This window comes from Pseudoalteromonas sp. APC 3893, assembly GCF_030408095.1.
Taxonomy (GTDB): Bacteria; Pseudomonadota; Gammaproteobacteria; order Enterobacterales; family Alteromonadaceae; genus Pseudoalteromonas.
In genome coordinates, this window is the sequence record NZ_JASDCD010000005.1 from 55018 (window position 1) to 67910 (window position 12893).

At 41.4% G+C, this 12893-nt stretch carries 17 protein-coding genes; 10 read left to right on the plus strand and 7 right to left on the minus strand.

All coding sequences use genetic code 11. The features are described from left to right. Nucleotides 1–19: 19 nt before the first annotated feature. Both leuC and leuD read left to right on the plus strand, forming a co-directional pair. Nucleotides 20–1420, plus strand: coding sequence for a 3-isopropylmalate dehydratase large subunit (gene leuC, locus QMA12_RS08785; protein WP_087532613.1), 1401 nt, complete (start codon nt 20–22; stop codon nt 1418–1420). Beyond that, a complete protein-coding gene (gene leuD / locus QMA12_RS08790) occupies nt 1420–2019 on the plus strand; it encodes a 3-isopropylmalate dehydratase small subunit (RefSeq protein ID WP_290209805.1) in 600 nt (199 codons plus the stop codon). Before leuC ends, leuD begins: the two co-directional genes overlap by 1 nt. Before the next feature lie 54 nt (nt 2020–2073). Here leuD and QMA12_RS08795 read toward each other — a convergent pair whose 3' ends face one another. Then, entirely contained in the window at nt 2074–2388 is a 315-nt protein-coding gene (locus tag QMA12_RS08795) for a hypothetical protein (RefSeq protein WP_290209804.1), read from the minus strand. 205 nt (nt 2389–2593) lie between these two features. Between QMA12_RS08795 and QMA12_RS08800 the strand changes: the two genes are divergently transcribed. Continuing rightward, nucleotides 2594–3187, plus strand: coding sequence for a hypothetical protein (locus QMA12_RS08800; protein WP_087532610.1), 594 nt, complete (start codon nt 2594–2596; stop codon nt 3185–3187). 9 nt (nt 3188–3196) lie between these two features. On the opposite strand, the gene QMA12_RS08805 is transcribed toward QMA12_RS08800, so the two are convergent. Beyond that, a complete protein-coding gene (locus QMA12_RS08805; protein ID WP_087532609.1) occupies nt 3197–3568 on the minus strand; it encodes a hypothetical protein in 372 nt (123 codons plus the stop codon). Nucleotides 3569–3663: 95 nt separating this feature from the next. On the opposite strand from QMA12_RS08805, the gene QMA12_RS08810 reads away from it, so the two are divergent. Further along, nucleotides 3664–4107 (plus strand): TerB family tellurite resistance protein, encoded by a 444-nt coding sequence (locus tag QMA12_RS08810; protein WP_290209803.1) that lies wholly within the window; start codon nt 3664–3666, stop codon nt 4105–4107. Between the two features lie 23 nt (nt 4108–4130). Here the strand turns inward: QMA12_RS08810 and QMA12_RS08815 are convergent, their stop codons facing one another. Then, entirely contained in the window at nt 4131–4700 is a 570-nt protein-coding gene (locus tag QMA12_RS08815; protein ID WP_290209801.1) for an NAD(P)H-dependent oxidoreductase, read from the minus strand. Nucleotides 4701–4821: 121 nt separating this feature from the next. Here QMA12_RS08815 and QMA12_RS08820 point away from each other — a divergent pair, with 121 nt between their 5' ends. Together QMA12_RS08820 and QMA12_RS08825 are read left to right on the plus strand one after the other, a co-directional pair. Then, nucleotides 4822–5718 carry a LysR family transcriptional regulator gene (locus QMA12_RS08820; protein ID WP_290209799.1) on the plus strand — a complete coding sequence of 299 codons (897 nt, stop codon included), beginning with the start codon at nt 4822–4824 and terminating at the stop codon, nt 5716–5718. Beyond that, nucleotides 5718–5948, plus strand: coding sequence for a hypothetical protein (locus QMA12_RS08825; RefSeq protein ID WP_290209797.1), 231 nt, complete (start codon nt 5718–5720; stop codon nt 5946–5948). The genes QMA12_RS08820 and QMA12_RS08825 overlap by 1 nt, the downstream gene beginning before the upstream one ends. A 3-nt stretch (nt 5949–5951) precedes the next feature. Here the strand turns inward: QMA12_RS08825 and norR are convergent, their stop codons facing one another. Then, nucleotides 5952–7511 carry a nitric oxide reductase transcriptional regulator NorR gene (norR, locus tag QMA12_RS08830; protein WP_290209796.1) on the minus strand — a complete coding sequence of 520 codons (1560 nt, stop codon included), beginning with the start codon at nt 7509–7511 and terminating at the stop codon, nt 5952–5954. A 158-nt stretch (nt 7512–7669) separates the two neighbouring features. Between norR and QMA12_RS08835 the strand changes: the two genes are divergently transcribed. From QMA12_RS08835 to hmpA, 3 genes are read left to right on the plus strand one after another with little or no spacing between them, the layout of a single operon-like run. Next, nucleotides 7670–7927, plus strand: a complete 258-nt coding sequence (locus QMA12_RS08835) for a hypothetical protein (RefSeq protein ID WP_087532603.1) — start codon at nt 7670–7672, stop codon at nt 7925–7927. Next, entirely contained in the window at nt 7927–9159 is a 1233-nt protein-coding gene (locus QMA12_RS08840; protein WP_290209793.1) for an NnrS family protein, read from the plus strand. Before QMA12_RS08835 ends, QMA12_RS08840 begins: the two co-directional genes overlap by 1 nt. A gap of 27 nt (nt 9160–9186) precedes the next feature. After that, a complete protein-coding gene (gene hmpA, locus QMA12_RS08845; RefSeq protein ID WP_290209791.1) occupies nt 9187–10368 on the plus strand; it encodes an NO-inducible flavohemoprotein in 1182 nt (393 codons plus the stop codon). Nucleotides 10369–10410: 42 nt separating this feature from the next. Here the strand turns inward: hmpA and QMA12_RS08850 are convergent, their stop codons facing one another. Beyond that, a complete protein-coding gene (locus tag QMA12_RS08850; RefSeq protein ID WP_290209789.1) occupies nt 10411–11064 on the minus strand; it encodes an endonuclease in 654 nt (217 codons plus the stop codon). A 134-nt stretch (nt 11065–11198) separates the two neighbouring features. After that, nucleotides 11199–11900: a hypothetical protein gene (locus QMA12_RS08855; RefSeq protein ID WP_290209787.1), complete on the minus strand. Its 702-nt coding sequence runs from the start codon at nt 11898–11900 to the stop codon at nt 11199–11201. Nucleotides 11901–12060: 160 nt separating this feature from the next. Here QMA12_RS08855 and QMA12_RS08860 point away from each other — a divergent pair, with 160 nt between their 5' ends. Then, the gene (locus tag QMA12_RS08860; RefSeq protein ID WP_087532597.1) at nt 12061–12441 is read left to right on the plus strand and encodes a hypothetical protein; all 381 of its coding nucleotides are present in this window, start codon (nt 12061–12063) and stop codon (nt 12439–12441) included. Here QMA12_RS08860 and QMA12_RS08865 read toward each other — a convergent pair. After that, nucleotides 12438–12881, minus strand: a complete 444-nt coding sequence (locus tag QMA12_RS08865) for a hotdog fold thioesterase (RefSeq protein ID WP_087532596.1) — start codon at nt 12879–12881, stop codon at nt 12438–12440. The genes QMA12_RS08860 and QMA12_RS08865 overlap by 4 nt on opposite strands. Nucleotides 12882–12893: the final 12 nt, after the last annotated feature.

A 12893-nucleotide genomic window follows, 5' to 3' on the forward strand; every position in this document is an offset into this window, starting at 1 on the left:
AGCATTAGGGAATTAGCAAGTGGCCCAAACTTTATACGACAAAATCTGGCAAGCACACGTAGTTGCCAGTATTAATGAGCAAACTGACTTACTTTATATTGACCGTCATTTAGTGCACGAAGTAACCTCGCCGCAAGCGTTTGCAGGCCTTCGTGAAAAAAATCGTAAAGTACGTTGCCCAGAAAAAACCATCGCAACGATGGATCATAATGTATCGACTAAAAGCCGATCACTTGATGCCGCCAGCGAAGTATCAAAGAACCAATTAATGGCGCTTGATGCAAACTGTAAAGAATTTGGTATTACGCTTTACGATTTAAACTCAATTAATCAAGGCATTGTGCATGTAATGGGGCCTGAGCAAGGGATTACCTTACCGGGCACCACCATAGTGTGTGGCGATAGTCATACCTCAACTCATGGTGCATTTGGTGCGCTTGCTCACGGTATTGGCACTTCTGAGGTTGAACACGTACTAGCGACGCAAACGTTACAACAGAAAAAAGCCAAGTCATTAAAAATTCAAATCAATGGCGTTTTACGCCCAACAGTGACAGCCAAAGATTTAATAATGGCGGTTATTGGTAAGCTAGGTACTGCCGGTGGTACAGGCTATGTAGCAGAGTTTTGTGGTGAAGGTATTGAAGCGTTATCAATGGAAGCACGTATGACGCTGTGTAACATGAGCATCGAAATGGGCGCGAAAGCCGGTTTAATCGCTCCAGATAAAACTACTTATGATTACTTAAAAGGCCGCCCGTTTGCACCCAAAGGCGCTGATTTTGATGCAGCTATTTCCTATTGGGAAACGTTAAAAACTGACAAAGGTGCGCAGTTTGATTTAGAAGTAGAACTAGAAGCGAGCAGCATTCAGCCGCAAATTACTTGGGGTACTAGCCCTGAGCAAGTTATTGGCGTAGATGAATTTATTCCGGATCCAGACAAAGAGCCTGATTTAATTAAAGCTGATGCAATTCGTAGCGCACTTAAATACATGGACTTAAAAGCGGGAGAAAAGCTGTCATCAGCAAGCGTTGATACCGTATTTATTGGCTCATGTACTAACAGTCGGATTGAAGATTTACGTGCTGCTGCTCATATTGTGCAAGGTAAGCAAGTTGCTGCTGGCGTTGAAGCGTTAATTGTACCGGGCTCAGGCTTGGTGAAAAAACAAGCGGAAGACGAAGGCTTGGCCGATATTTTTAAAGCCGCAGGCTTTGAATGGCGCGAGCCGGGTTGTTCAATGTGTTTAGCAATGAATGACGACCGTTTAGGTGCAGGAAAGCGTTGTGCATCTACCTCAAACCGTAACTTTGAAGGCCGTCAAGGCCGCGGCGGACGTACACATTTAGTAAGCCCAGCAATGGCCGCAGCGGCAGCAATACATGGTCGTTTTGTTGATATTAGAGGAGAAGCTTAATGAGCACTTATTTTAGCGGCTTAGTGGCCCCACTAGATAAAAACAATGTTGATACAGACCAAATTATTCCTAAGCAGTTCTTAACATCAACTAGCCGTGATGGTTTTGATGCAGCCTTGTTTTACGATTGGCGCTATTTAGATAACGGCGAGCCAAACCCAGAGTTTATTTTAAATCGCCCTTGTTACCAAGGTGCGCAAATTTTGCTAACTCGCGATAACTTTGGCTGTGGCTCATCACGTGAGCATGCACCTTGGGCACTTAAACAATACGGTTTTGAAGTGATTTTGGCTGAAAGCTTTGCTGACATTTTCTTTAACAACTGCGGTAATAACCAAATGCTTGCGATTGCATTACCAGCGCAAACATTGGAAGATTTATTTGTACTGAGTGAACAACATGACGATATTCATATCGACATCGATCTTGAAAATCAAACGTTGACCAGTAACAAGTTTGCACCAATTAGCTTTGATATTCGCAAAGACGTAAAAGAGCGTTTATTAAGTGGTTTAGATTTTATCGGCGTAACCGAAACGCTAAATCCGCAAATCGACGCCTTTGAAGCAAAGCTTAACGCTGAGCGTCCTTGGCAGTAGTGGTTTAAAAGTGATTAAATAATGAAACGCGGCTCAGGCCGCGTTTTTTTATGGTTAATATATATAAGCAATCGTCAAACCTAGTACTGTAAGTGCAAAGCAAATAGTCATATTAATAGTTTTAAGCTTTTTAAATTGACTAATTTTTGGGTCATCTAGGGTTGAGAAAAAGCCATTTTTGAGTGATTCATTAAAATTAGCTGCCACTGCACAGTGTGAAGTATCGCCTAGTGTATTTTGCGCTAATTGCTCCCACTGAGTTGGATGTGTCTGCGCTAAGTGTGTAAGTAAGGCGTTATATTTTCGATTTTGTATAATAAATAGTGCACAAATTAAAATGAACGACAGCAATGGGTAACTTCCCATCATTCCTTCCTTATTTTTGTTTATCTTTTATTAACCGAACATAAGTTGTTTTTCATTTAAGTTCAACAGTGATGGCCGCTTTTGTTTTATTTTTAGACTCGCTAACTTTTATCTCACCTACTTATAGCTGAACTGCTATTCACCGCGATTACTTCCTTTGTCTTTAGTAACAAGCTAAGGTGGGCTTTTTATCTATTAGGAACCTGCTATGAAGTTATTAACTGCTGCAACCTTATTTTTGGCATCAACTGCTGTGTTTGCACGCCCAGCACCGTTAGTGTCTATCCCTAGCCATGATGGCTTTTTTGATAATATTGCCGCCCATTGTGGTAAAGCTTACGAAGGAACCGTAACAGTTGATAATGCTGCTGGTCCTAGTTCGTTTGCGGGTAAAAAATTAATCATGCATGTTCGTAAATGCACTGATAGTGAACTGCAAGTGCCATTTCACGTTGGCGATGATGCCTCACGTACGTGGATAATTACAAAAACAGGCAGTGGCTTGAGTTTAAAGCATGATCATCGCCATAAAGATGGCTCTGATGATGTATCTACTATGTACGGTGGTCATACGATTGATGCGGGTTTTGAGAGCGTGCAGTCTTTTCCTGCTGATCAATACTCAAAAGAATTGTTTGTTAACCAAGGTATTCCACAATCAATGGGTAATACATGGCAAATGTATATTTACCCTGAAAAGTTTACTTACCGCTTGATTCGCCAAGGCCGTGAATTCCGTGTTGATTTTGATTTAACTAAACCAATTACTCCACCTGCTGCACCTTGGGGTTATAAAGATTAAAAGCAAAGACTAGTCTTTTGTGGGCTCAGTCTCACATTGCAGTAATACAGTTAAAGGTGGCTGATATTTACGAGGTTTGGTCGGGAAACGGTCATATTCTTGTACGCCGTCAGTCACTTTTAACATAAAGGTATTGCCACGACATAGACGGTTAGCATGACGAAGTAAAAACACGCTTTGGTTTTTAAAATGCTGATAGTCGTCAGATTGAATTTCTAAGTGGTAGTTATTATCGTCAATTTGAGTTTGGTAGTAATGCACTTTTTCGTCAAAGTCGTAGAGCTTTTCGGTTTCTCCTTTTTCTGCATAGGCAGTATTACACCCCGCTAATATCATAAGAATAAAGATACTTGTGAGGTTTTTGCTCCATTTTCCTGTCATAAACCTTGTACTCCATTATTGTATTGCGCACGCGATTTAACTACAGTGGTGCTTCAGCTATGAGTTAAGTCTAACACCCCAAAAGGGAAAATGTGATGTTCAAACAAATAAAACAGCTATTTTCAACTTTTAATGATCAGCCAAATCAGATGCAAGAGCATGATCTGAAAACAGCGGTCGCGGCATTATTGATTGAGGTCATGCGTGCAGATACCCAGCAGCAAGATGATGAACTTAAAACGTTAACCTTCACACTTAAAAAGTATTTTCAGTTAACGGATGAAGAAGTTGACGAGCTGATGCAAAGTGCAGGAAAAAGTTTAGATGAAGCCATCGATTACTTTCAATTTTCTAAGCAAATCAATAATCAGTGCAGTGCACAGCAGCGTATTGAGATAATTGAACTACTTTGGCGCTTGGCTTATGCCGATGGTGAGCTTGACCCGCAAGAAGAGTATGTAATACGTCGTGTTGCTAACTTACTTTACGTAACTCATGAAGACTTTATCGCCGCTAAGCTAGCCGCGACAAAGCTTTAGTTAGTTGTAGTTGTGGTGGCTAATTACTTATTTAGTTTACTGGCAACGCTTACAAGTTGTTGCGCCAAGCCTGCTACTTTGTCAGCGGTAACAGGGTCGCTAATGCGGCCAGTTTCATCAAGTACAGTATGAATGGCAGGCACCGCTAGTTGATCAGCTAACACTAAGCTACCAATACCCGATAAAATATCGCGTACATGATTCAAACCACGTAATCCACCTAAACCACCAGGTGAAGAGGCATATAACGCTGTCACCTTGTTACGAAATGCAGGTACTGCGCCTTGCTCGGTGCGTGAAGCCCAGTCAATCGCATTTTTAAGTACCGCAGTGATTGAGCCATTGTATTCTGGGCTGGCAAGTAAAATACCATCAGCCGCGCGAAGCTTGTCTTTTAAAAGTTGTGCTCCTGCTGGTGTTCCTTGTGCTTCAATGTCTTCATCAAACAATGGCAAATTTAAATCAGCGAGTTTGATTACCTCTACTTCTGCGCCGCTTTCTAATGCAAAGCGGGCTGCTTCGTTGATCAATTTTTGATTGAAGCTATCTTTACGTAAGCTGCCTGCTAAGGCAATAATTTTTGGTACAGTCATGGTGTTCGCCTTAATTAATTTAGTTTGTCTGTTAGCTACTTTAGCAAATATTTACTTGCAGAAAAGCCAAATAAACGCAAAACTTATGTGCATAAATGCACATAAGTGCAAAGGAGCTTATATGGCAATACAATTTGATGACTGGCAAGATGTAAAGGTTGCTTATGAAGTGGCGCGATTGGGCACGCTCACCGCTGCGGCGGAAAAGCTCAACGTACATCATAGTACGGTACTTAGGCGTATTAATAACTTAGAGCAAAGCGTGAATGCACGTTTATTTCATCGCCATGCTCGCGGTTATAAAGTGACAGAGATCGGCGCTAAGTTATTTACAACAGCGCAATCTATTAATAGCGAACTTGAGCGGCTACATAACGATATAATTGCGGCTGACAGCACCTTGCGTGGCAGTTTATTGCTTACCACCGTGAGTGGTTTTATTGATGTGTTAAGTGATGTGTGTGAACAGTTTCAAAGCTTACACCCGCAAGTGCAATTAGAAGTGATACTTGACCAAAAACGTTTGCGGCTGGACCATGGACAAGCGCATATTGCAGTACGTGCAGGCCCGCGTCCAGATGAAGGTGACTATATTGCTCAGCACTTAGCGCATTTATCATCAGGCTTTTATGCGTCTAAACGCTATATAGCCAAACATGGATTGCCTAAATCATTAAAGCAGCTTGAATTACATAATTTTGTCTCGGGGGTTGCAGGCTACAATGGCAAAGTACCTTACTTTGCGTGGGTTGATCAGCACATTCCAGCTGCGCAAGTGAAACTAAGAGTATCAGAAACCTCCGAGGCAACACGAGCAATTGTGAAGGGGCTGGGTATTGGCGGCTTACAGCATGATGTTGCGGCACAATATCCAGATTTAGTGTCGGTATTAGCCAGTGAGTTAAGTTGGCCCACCGATTTATGGCTTGTAACGCATCATTTAGTGCATCGTACTGCGAAAGTGCAAGCGTTTAGTCAGTTACTAAAAGCATATTTCAAGGAGCGTAAATTAGGCTGATGTGGCATTGCAAAAATTTAGGTGATGCGATGCTGTCAGGTATCGAACTTGATAAAATAAAACAACAAGCTAAAGCAGCCGATGCGCCTTTATTTGTGCGTTATGTGGCAAAACATGGTTTGCATTGTGAAGTGATTGTTTATTTTCCACCAGCGGCAAGTGAGCTGGCTAAACAGTGTTTAGCCAGTGCGTGCTTAGCGCCTGAACAGCAAGATTTAACGGCACTTTAAATATTACAGTGTCTTTTTAATTGTAATTCCGAGTCGTTTAGCAAGTCTCACTAAGTTGGCTCTATCAATATTTAAAGTACGTGCAGTTGCCGCCCAATTAAACTCATGATGCGCTAATTGTTGAGTAATTAGATGGTGGGTAAATGTGTCAGTTGCTTGCTTTAACGAAAGCTCTGAATCATGCGGTTTTGGTGTCGGTATTAATGGCGAAACCGTTTTACTGGTTGTCAGGTTTAGCTCACAATGTTCTGGCTCTATGGTGATGATTGCTTGCTGCCATTGGCTTTGCTTAGCTTTTAAAGCCGCACGGCTAATGACATGTTCAAGTTCACGCACATTTCCTGGCCAGCTGTATTGCGCTAGTGTGAGCTGTGCCTCGACACTGAGTTTGAGTTGTTCAATCGCCAATTTACGGGCGGTTTTTTCGATAAAAAATCCCGCTAACAGTATCACATCGTTTTCGCGCTGATTTAAAGGTGGAACATGCAATGGGTAAACACTTAAGCGGTGATATAAATCGGCCCTAAAACGTCCTTGTGTTACTTCATCTTTTAAATTGCGATTTGTTGCGGCAATTACTCGTACATCAACATATTTTACCTTATCTTCGCCTACGGTTTGAATTTCACCACTTTGTAATACACGTAATAATTTACTTTGCATTGCCAATGGCAGCTCACCTATTTCGTCTAAAAACAGCGTCCCTCCGTCTGCTAGCTGGAATTTTCCTTGGCGGGCACTTTCAGCGCCTGTAAATGCCCCTTTCGCGTGGCCAAAAAACTCACTTTCGGCTAGGTTTTCCGGTAATGATGCGCAATTTAAGTGGATAAGGGGTTGTTGGCTACGTTTTGAATGCAGGTGAATATTACGTGCGACGAGCTCTTTGCCTACTCCAGTATCGCCTTGAATTAATACACTAAACTCAGAGCCTGCCACGAGTTTTATATCATTTTTTAAGCTTTGCATCGCAGCGCTTTGCCCTATTATTTCAACGCCATCACGAGTAAGTGCCTCACGGTTTAGCTCTTGTACTAATGCATTACTGTGCTGCGCGTGATTTTGATATTGCTGTAACAACAAAGTGGTTTTTAACTGGGTAGCACAGAGCTGACTCAATACGGCTAACTGTTGTAAATCATACTCATCAAACGCTTTTGCATTGAGGCTATCTAGGGTAATCACTGCGAGTAAATCATCGTTTTTATCGAGTAAAGGCATGCCTAAGCAGGCGTGTACCGGAATATCTCCTTGCTTACAACTGAGCAAACCATCGTATGGGTCTGGAAGTGGACAATCTTGAGCAAATTGTAGTGGCTGGCTTGCGTTGCAAATCGCATGTAGGCGAGGGTGGTCGTTGATCACAAACCGTCGACCTAAAGTGTCAGGCATCAGGCCGTGAATAGCCATTGGTTTTAAGACGTCATCTTGGCGAATGAGTAAAGCGATAGCATCACTAGGCAGCGCTTTTTTTACACACTCAATAATATGTTGGTAGTGGCAGTGAGGTTGTTCAATAACAGCGAGCTGCATTGCTGTCTTAAGAAGTGTTTCAGTAGTGAGCATGTCAAATTGACTCTTATGTGTTTTTGCCTTTCACTACGATAGGTCATTATGACTCATCTGTCAAAGGGTTAAATAGTAACCTGTTGATAGTAAGGTTATTTTAAACTTGGCTCGCTCCATGCAGTACATCGTGTAGATATTTAAATAATGGTGATTGTATGACTGCCCACACATCGATTTATAACGATTTAACAGATTTCTATATTCGTTTACTAAGTGCTGCTAATTGGGCCTTGGTATTGAGTACAGTTAGCTTAATTATCACCGTGCTATTAAGTTATCCACTTGCAGAGTTGTTAACGATAAAGCTGCAAATTTCAGCTCATATTTCAACCATCATCGCTGCCACTATTTTAAAAATTAGTTATGTACTTCGCTGTATTGCACTCAATAGCTTAGGTAGAGAGGTACGATAATGCGACCTATTAATTTAACCGAACCCATGCCTAAACAGATCCGTTTTTATCAAGTAGGACAGTGGCCGCTTTGGGGGTTAGCATTTCGGCCTTACTTTTTAGGCGCGAGTTTACTCGCTGTTTTATCCATGGCTTATTGGCTGTTAATTTTAACGGGTAACGCGAGTTGGCAATTAAGCATGCCAGCAACATTATGGCATGCTCATGAAATGCTATTTGGTTTTGCAGGCGCCGTTGCGGTGGGGTTTTTATTAACCGCAGCACAAACCTGGACTGGCGTAGCAAGTATCAGCGGCAATAAATTGATGTTGCTAACTTTTGTGTGGCTGGCAGCCCGAGGTGTGTTCTTCATCACCGGTACTGACATTGAAAACTTTAATTTGTATGGGGTGTTATTACTGCAATTACTTTGGTGGTTAGCAGCAATTACGGCGCTGGCTAACATGTTGCTTAAAGCAAATAACAAAAATAACTATCAATTTTTGCCGATTTTAAGCGCCTTGTGTGCGTTAAATATCATCTATTTATGGTTGGTTATTGAGCAGAACATGCTGCTGGCACTTGCTGTCGTTGATACGGCTGTGTTGGTAATGACGCTACTCGTTGGTGTGGTTGCGGGGCGAGTGCTGCCCTTTTTTACCGCCCGCGGTTTAGGTTTAGCTGAGCAAGTGCGTACGCCACGTTTAGATAAAGTGCTGCTTTATAGCTCGTTGTTTGCTGTTGCGCTTTATTTTATCAGTCAGCTGTTTATATCAAGCGTTAATCCTGGTTGGGCATTGGCTGTTGTGGCTGTATTACATGTATGGCGTTCAGTATTGTGGTGGAATAATAAAACGCTCAAAGTGCCATTGCTCTGGTCGTTGCACTTTTCGTATTTAGCACTTGGCGTCGGCTTAGTATTACTTGCATTGAGTTTTTATAACCCTGTTATTTTGTTTAAAGATGCGCTGCATATGATCACTATCGGAACCATTGGCATGATGATTTTAGCCATGATGACACGTGTATCTCATGGTCATACAGGACGTCCTTTAACTATTCCACATTTTATGGCTGTGGCATTTGCTTTAGTGCTTGTTGCAGCGATTGTTCGTTCGTTATTACCCTTTGTTATTGGGCCGCATATTGCGTGGCAGCTTAGCGCTGTATTGTGGTTGGTGGCATTTGTGTTGTTTCTACTCCATTGCATTCCTATTTTAACGCGGCGTCGTGTTGATGGGCGGCGTGGTTAATTATTATTTTAGTTATAGGAAAGTAGTATGTTATCTGAAAAAACCATCAATATTGTAAAAAACACTGTGCCTTTGCTCGCACAAGCTGGGACCGTTGTTACGGAGCACTTTTATAATCGCATGTTTAGCCATAACCCTGAGCTGCAAGATATTTTTAATATGGCGAATCAGCGCAGCGGACGTCAGCAGTTTGCTCTTTTTAACGCATTGGCGGCATATGCGCAAAATATTGATAATCTGGCCGTGTTAAAAGAAGCATTAGCACGTATTAATCATAAGCATGCCAGTATGCATATTTTGCCTGAGCATTATCCGATTGTGGGCGGACATTTAATTGGTACTTTAAAGGAGCTGATCCCAGAGCAGTTTACGCCAGAGGTTGAATATGCATGGCGTGAAGCGTATGCGTTACTTGCTGATATTTGTATTACTGAAGAGGCTGTTCTTTATGAGCACAGTAAAAATAATCACGGTGGCTGGTCAGGAACACGTCAATTTATGATCACTAAAAAGCAACCAGAATCAGCATTGGTAACAAGTTTTACACTTACTCCTGTAGATGGTAAAGCAGTAATCGCCCACAAGCCGGGGCAATATTTGGGAATTAAAGTTAAGCCTGAAGAGGCACAATATAGCGAAATACGTCAGTATTCTATTTCCCAGCAAAGTAATGGTGAAAATTACCGTATTAGTGTGAAAAAAGAATTGCTACCAGCTGCAGGTATTGTATCAAATTATTTGCATTCGCTAGACGAAGGGAGCGTTGTAGAGCTCTACCCGCCAGCAGGGGACTTCTTTTTACGTGTAAATAATAAACCTGTGGTGTTAATTTCAGCGGGGGTTGGTCAAACACCTATGTTGCCAATGTTACAAACGTTATTAAGCGATACGTCGAACCAAGCCGTCACTTACTTGCATGCTTGTGAAAATGCTCAGCAGCATTCGTTTAATCAATTTTTGGCTGAACAAGCCGCAACGCATGAGCGTTTAAATTGCTATACATGGTTTAATCAAGGTGGAGAGGGAGCTGATTTTATTGGTTTAATGAATATCAGTGCAGTTGCTCAGCAGTTACCATTAGTGGACGGTGATTTTTATATTTGTGGACCTAGCGGCTTTATGGCTGCTATTAAACAGCAATTACTTGCACTTGATGTAGATGCTGCGCGTATTCATTATGAAGTATTTGGCCCACATCAAGATATTTAATTTATAAAAAGCTCAAGGCGCACACTGCGCCTTGTTTATCTTTTAAAGTGCAGCTTTACTTTCTTTTTCAGCAAAAGCTTGTTTTTGCCACGCTTTGAATAACTGCTGTTGCTTATTAGATATTTTTAATCCGTAGGTTTTTTGCATGTAAAAATAAGCATCTGCAATACGTTTGCGTGAATAGGCAGGTGGTTCAACTACCCGTTGTTTAAAATTCACCTTTACTTGGCAGCTACCATATTGAGTTGCGTTACCTGCAACCATACCAAAACGATAATTCGATCTATCTGCGTTAATTTCACCAATAGCTGGGGCTAGGTTATTAATATCGGCTTCCATTTTTCTAAATTGTTCACTGGTTTTCACGCAGTTTTTACGGCCGCCATTTTGCCAGCATTGTAACTGATGGCCGAACTCCCATGCCGGTACTATATGCTCCCACTCAATACGCACTGCCCGTGCATTTGGTTTACCTGAGCGGGTAATGGCATTACGTGGTTTATAGCCGCATGCTGAAGGGTCGGGTATTAATTTTTTACCTTGGCGTTTTATATCGCAGTCACAGTAAATGCTTTTGGCATCACTCGGTAACGTTTTTATTAAATGTCTTTTCGCTGTTGAGAAGCGGGTGAACTGCTCGCTGTGAAGGTTAAAGCTTGCAAGGGAAATTACTAACGCAATAATAAAATAAGGCATATCCAATCACTTAAGTGAACTACAGGAAACGCTATTTTAGAGTGATTGTTCTATTTGGTAAATCGGTTGAATGGGTTGAGTTGTTATAAATGCAATGATAAGCGAGGCAGAGATTCTGCCCCGATAGGGTTTATTTAGCGTTTACGACGACGAAGACGAACATTTTGCAGTAACAAAGTAATTCCTGTGAGGCAGAACAGCACACTGGTTGCCGAAAAGCTAATCAACAAAGGGTTATTAAAGTCTTCTCGTTCATCGTAGTCCATGATATGTAACATCCAGAAAAAGTCAAAAATCCGCCAAATAGTGCTACGAACAGTGATAACTTTGCCACTATCAGCCCATAAATACAGGGTTGTATTAAAATTATCATCGAAGCTAACTTGCCAAATATTTTCTTTATAGCCTACTTCTCTTGGGCCTATTTCGAGTTTAGCCGCTGCATTTACTTTGGCATCGATTAATAAATGAGCTTGTGCATTAGCAATTATTTGCGCTTTACTTGGCGCAATGAAAGGGCGGCCAGTTAAGCCGTTAAAACTGTGCTCTTCATTTTCACTCGTCACAGTAATAATAGGTGTTGTTAAAAAGTGGGTGTAATTTATTTTTATTGGCTGCGCCACCTGAGAAACAATGTTATCAAGTGATGTAGGGTAGTCGACCTGCGTAAACGGGTTTTCAAGGGAGCGCAATGCTAAATGTTTGCCATGTACTTTATCGAGAGGAATTGCACTCATCACTAAACCACCTAATAGCCATGCAAAGATTTGTAGTGCGAGTATGTAACCAAGCCATTTATGAATTTTTCGTGCATGCTTGAAAATGCGTTTGTTCATTACTTACTCATTTATTGTTATTTTTCAGTGCGATATTTTATAGGTTAGGGGGCTTTTGCCAATGTGGCAAATTGTCGCAGGTAATAGATGATTTGGTATATATACAAATTTAGGTTAAAGTTTGCGGTGTATTTAACATGGGTTAAGGGTAAAGCTACAAATGTCGGAAATTCAATTTTTAAACGTAGATCTAGAGCTTGAGTCTAAACAAGATATTAGTGCGCTAGTGGCTGACTTAAAAAAAATTGCCACAGTTTTACATTATGACCACGATGAATATCGTCAATTAGCGCGTGTAGAAGCAAATATTGAGGTATCTACACCGGATAAAGCGATTAACCACTTATGTGAGTTAATAGAATCATGCTCACGTAATGCATTAAAACAGTGGTTGTCGTGTTCTCGGCGTACATTTGATATTGGCTTTGAGTCGGGTACTTCACCGAAATGCTTTAATCAAGCACTGCAAGCAGACACTCTACTTAGAATATCTGCAATTGGTGCGGGTGTTGAAATAACTATTTACCCTATCGAAAGCTAATTTTTACGTTCAACCACTGCTGCGGTCATTCTTGATACGCAGCATAGTTCGTTGCGACTATTTGTTATTTTAATTTCCCATACTGAAGTACGTCTACCTAAATGAATAGGCTTTGCTATTGCGGTTAAAGTTCCATTGCGTGAAGCTTTTAAGTGATTAGCGTTGATTTCTTGGCCTACACAATAGAACTTAGTAAAATCAATCACAAAGTTTGCTGCATAACTGGCAACCGTTTCAGCAAGTACGACATTGGCACCGCCATGTACCATGCCCATAGGATTATGATGTTGAGGTATCGCGGGCATAGTGGCAACTAAGTAGTCATCACCAATTTCGCTAATTTCAATACCCATTGTTTTCATTAATGTGCCTTGGCCGTTAATGCCCTCATCAAGTTGCTTACACTGTTCTAAGGTGATTGGTTGATACCAAATAGTCATGGAATGTCCTTA

What these genes read in the sequence shown, in the direction of transcription:
- leuD (WP_290209805.1), top strand. Translation starts at nt 1,420, where the DNA reads ATGAGCACTTATTTTAGCGGCTTAGTGGCCCCACTAGATAAAAACAAT.
- QMA12_RS08795 (WP_290209804.1), bottom strand. Translation starts at nt 2,388, where the DNA reads ATGATGGGAAGTTACCCATTGCTGTCGTTCATTTTAATTTGTGCACTA.
- QMA12_RS08800 (WP_087532610.1), top strand. Translation starts at nt 2,594, where the DNA reads ATGAAGTTATTAACTGCTGCAACCTTATTTTTGGCATCAACTGCTGTG.
- QMA12_RS08805 (WP_087532609.1), bottom strand. Translation starts at nt 3,568, where the DNA reads ATGACAGGAAAATGGAGCAAAAACCTCACAAGTATCTTTATTCTTATG.
- QMA12_RS08810 (WP_290209803.1), top strand. Translation starts at nt 3,664, where the DNA reads ATGTTCAAACAAATAAAACAGCTATTTTCAACTTTTAATGATCAGCCA.
- QMA12_RS08815 (WP_290209801.1), bottom strand. Translation starts at nt 4,700, where the DNA reads ATGACTGTACCAAAAATTATTGCCTTAGCAGGCAGCTTACGTAAAGAT.
- QMA12_RS08820 (WP_290209799.1), top strand. Translation starts at nt 4,822, where the DNA reads ATGGCAATACAATTTGATGACTGGCAAGATGTAAAGGTTGCTTATGAA.
- QMA12_RS08825 (WP_290209797.1), top strand. Translation starts at nt 5,718, where the DNA reads ATGTGGCATTGCAAAAATTTAGGTGATGCGATGCTGTCAGGTATCGAA.
- norR (WP_290209796.1), bottom strand. Translation starts at nt 7,511, where the DNA reads ATGCTCACTACTGAAACACTTCTTAAGACAGCAATGCAGCTCGCTGTT.
- QMA12_RS08835 (WP_087532603.1), top strand. Translation starts at nt 7,670, where the DNA reads ATGACTGCCCACACATCGATTTATAACGATTTAACAGATTTCTATATT.
- QMA12_RS08840 (WP_290209793.1), top strand. Translation starts at nt 7,927, where the DNA reads ATGCGACCTATTAATTTAACCGAACCCATGCCTAAACAGATCCGTTTT.
- hmpA (WP_290209791.1), top strand. Translation starts at nt 9,187, where the DNA reads ATGTTATCTGAAAAAACCATCAATATTGTAAAAAACACTGTGCCTTTG.
- QMA12_RS08850 (WP_290209789.1), bottom strand. Translation starts at nt 11,064, where the DNA reads ATGCCTTATTTTATTATTGCGTTAGTAATTTCCCTTGCAAGCTTTAAC.
- QMA12_RS08855 (WP_290209787.1), bottom strand. Translation starts at nt 11,900, where the DNA reads ATGAACAAACGCATTTTCAAGCATGCACGAAAAATTCATAAATGGCTT.
- QMA12_RS08860 (WP_087532597.1), top strand. Translation starts at nt 12,061, where the DNA reads ATGTCGGAAATTCAATTTTTAAACGTAGATCTAGAGCTTGAGTCTAAA.
- QMA12_RS08865 (WP_087532596.1), bottom strand. Translation starts at nt 12,881, where the DNA reads ATGACTATTTGGTATCAACCAATCACCTTAGAACAGTGTAAGCAACTT.